The organism is bacterium (assembly GCA_027622355.1).
Classification (GTDB): Bacteria; UBA8248; UBA8248; order UBA8248; family UBA8248; genus JAQBZT01.
On record JAQBZT010000324.1, the window covers coordinates 1 to 2862 of the forward strand.

The 2862-nt window shown below is 62.4% G+C and carries 5 protein-coding genes; 2 read left to right on the forward strand and 3 right to left on the reverse strand.

All coding sequences use genetic code 11. The features are described from left to right. The first annotated feature begins 137 nt into the window (after nt 1-137). Nucleotides 138-302 carry a hypothetical protein gene (locus tag O2807_14180; protein ID MDA1001650.1) on the forward strand — a complete coding sequence of 55 codons (165 nt, stop codon included), beginning with the start codon at nt 138-140 and terminating at the stop codon, nt 300-302. A gap of 18 nt (nt 303-320) precedes the next feature. Next, the gene (locus O2807_14185; protein MDA1001651.1) at nt 321-536 is read left to right on the forward strand and encodes a hypothetical protein; all 216 of its coding nucleotides are present in this window, start codon (nt 321-323) and stop codon (nt 534-536) included. Between the two features lie 193 nt (nt 537-729). Here O2807_14185 and O2807_14190 read toward each other — a convergent pair whose 3' ends face one another. The 3 genes from O2807_14190 to O2807_14200 form a co-directional block, all read right to left on the reverse strand. Then, nucleotides 730-1119 carry a carboxymuconolactone decarboxylase family protein gene (locus O2807_14190; GenBank protein ID MDA1001652.1) on the reverse strand — a complete coding sequence of 130 codons (390 nt, stop codon included), beginning with the start codon at nt 1117-1119 and terminating at the stop codon, nt 730-732. A 315-nt stretch (nt 1120-1434) separates the two neighbouring features. Beyond that, on the reverse strand, nt 1435-1755 hold the full coding sequence (locus tag O2807_14195) for a hypothetical protein (protein ID MDA1001653.1): 321 nt from the start codon (nt 1753-1755) through the stop codon (nt 1435-1437). Between the two features lie 25 nt (nt 1756-1780). After that, on the reverse strand, nt 1781-2293 hold the full coding sequence (locus tag O2807_14200) for a hypothetical protein (GenBank protein MDA1001654.1): 513 nt from the start codon (nt 2291-2293) through the stop codon (nt 1781-1783). Nucleotides 2294-2862 lie beyond the last annotated feature (569 nt).

The window sequence follows — 2862 nt, forward strand, 5'->3', positions numbered from 1 at the left end:
CGGGGGAATTATGGCGAATCGGCGGAAATCCGTCCACGGGCGGGGGAGCGGGGAAGATTTCGGACCCGGATTTGTTGTACTATCCGGGCGGGGCTCTGCCCCCCGAATGCCGCCGAATTTTGAGGAGAACCACCCCGATGCGCCGCACCGCATTCTTGATACCGGCCATTCTGGCCCTCGCGCTCATGATCGCCGCCCCCGCCGGGGCGAAGCACCCTTGGACCCCTTACGAGAAGGGCGCCTTCGCGGCCGCCCAGCGGGCCGGCAAGACCATCTTCGTCGCCGTCCACGCCGACTGGTGAAGCACCTGCAAGCGGCAGTTGCCGCTGCTTCTGAGCCTCATCCACGAGCCGGGGCTCAAGAGCGCCACCGCGTTTCAGGTCAACTTCGACAACCATAAGGAATTCCTGCGCGCGCACGGCGTCAGGTGGCAGACCACCGTCCTCGTCTTCAAGGGCAAGAATGAGCTGGGCCGCTCCGTCGCCGATCTCGACAAGTCGAGCCTGCGCGCGCTGATGAAGAAGGGGGTGGAGTAGCCCCTGTTGTCGTGTCCCGGAAATACCTTGAATAAGACCATTGGCAAATTTGTCATTCCGAGGGAGCGCAGCGACCGAGGAATCTGCTTGTTTCAAAAACAGATTCCTCGCTTGCGCTCGGAATGACATTCTTTGCTTCCGGCGCTGACTTCTGAAACCTATTTCTGGGGCACGACACTCGAGGCCGCGCCGCCTAGAGACTCTGCCCGGCCTTCTCGAGCTCCTTCATCAGCAGCGGCACCCCCATCGTGACCGTGTGGATGCCCAGCACGCTCGTCAGCTCGAAGACCTCCATGATCTCCTCCTTCGTCGCCCCGTACTTGAGGGCGTTGCGGATGTGCTGGCCCAGGCCCGGCTCGTAGAGGTGGGTCGTCGAGGCGTCGATCGCGATGTAGATCAGCTCCTTCATCTTCGGGGAGAGCACCCCGTGGCGCCAGGGCACCGCCGAGAAGTTCAGGTACGCCTCGAAATAATCGACGTCGAGTTTCAGGACCGGCTCCCACAGCTCATCGCTCCAGTAGCCGCGCTCCTTGATGAACTGCTCCTTCAGTGCCTTCTGCCGATCGGTCAACGCCTCGCTCATGCCGCATCTCCTCTCTCATGAAAGACGGCGCACCCCCGCGGGGGACGGTTCTGCCGGCGCCCGCACGCGCGCCGATGAGAGCGGGAGGGCCGGGTCTTTGTGCGGAATCCCCCCAACTCTAGCGCGGAAGCCCCCCGCCGCCAAAGCGGAAGGGAGATTGCCCGCCGCCCCGCAAAGTTGCACGCAGGTCCGGAAAGGGGCGAGGGGTTGAGCGACAGGGAAAACCGATCAGGGAAAGAGAAAAACCTCCCCCGGGGAGAGAGGGAGGCATTCATCCCCCCCTCCCGCCGGGAGGGGGGCGCTTGTGCGAGATGCCTAGAAGGCCTCAAAGAAGGGCGGAAAGACCCCCAGAAGCCCCAGGGCCAGGAGAACGAGGGAGATTTTCCAAATCTTCCCGAAATCCACCTCCTTCTCCTTCCAGGCGCTGTGCAGGACCGCCCAGCCCACGATCCACAAGATGATCGGCAGGCCCGTCTTTCCGGTCAGGGGCCCCGCCGGGTTCCACCAGTTCAGCATGCCGCCAACCGCCTTGCTCGCGTGGACAACCACCGTGAGCACCCCGATGAGAAAGACCGCCGCGCACGCCGTCAGAGCCGCCGCCGCCGCCGGTCCCGAAGCAACTTTTTGATTCGCCATCTTCATATTCTCCCGCAGCCCCCCCTTACAGGATGGGGGCCACCTTGTTCAGGAATGCCCCGAAGAGCCCGGCCACGGCCGCTCCCAGGAACGCCACGACGAACAGCACCGTCACCGCATTGCGGATATCGTCCCGCTCCGAGAGGCTATCGCCGTAGCGCAGGACGATGTAAAGCACCGCCGTCGCAAGTATCGGCGAGAACCAGCCGAAGTGCTCCTTCCACTCCATCCCGAAGGAATGCCAGGCCTTCATGGCCACATCGGCGACGAGCTTCGAGCGCGGACTCTCTGGAATGGGCGCCCGGTACCACGGGTAGACGATGTAGGTGCCGCTGATGACCGTGAGCCAGGCCATGACCGTCATCACCCACATCCCGAGCCGCATCCGGCCGAGGCGCTCACCCACACCCTCGGTGGTCAGCAGCTTCCCCCGCATGCTCCATAAACCCGCCAACCCCCCCGCAAAGGCGAGAAGGTAGATGGCGCCGAAGATCATGCCGTGCGCCACCGTCCAGAACTCCCGCAAATTCAGTGACATTTCCTGCTCCTCCCTTCGGACGCTGAAATTCAAGACGCTTCGCGGACCGCTCCTCCGCCCGAACGGCCCGTGCGGGCATCCGGTTATTGCCGAGCAACATGTGCATGGCGAATTAGTAATTCTAGCCTGAGATCAGGTGTTTCGTTGCCTCACTCCTCAAATTAATTCTCCACAACCGATCTCGGTAAATTCGAACTTTTGGGGGAAATGCATATATTTCGGGGTAATTAGCAATTTGCCATGGGCAGGTTTCTGCGCCCTCTCCCTTCATTTGGGGTCTCCGCCGAACGAAGTTCGAGCGGGGTGGGGGAGAGGGTTGGGGTGAGGGGGCCCCCTGGCGGGGCGCGGGTCTTGTAGTATAATGCTGTTATCAAAGCGCGGAGTTTCTTCTGAATACGCATCATCTCAGCGGAGAGGGCCATGCACCCGAAAACCGAACCCCGGCTGCCGAAATCGCGCCGTTTCCCGCGCTTTCCCGCCCCCGTCTTTGTCGCGGTCATCGCGCCCTCGCTCTCGGAGCTGCCGATCACGCCGGAGGACATCTGTGCAAACGGGCTCCAGTTGATCGT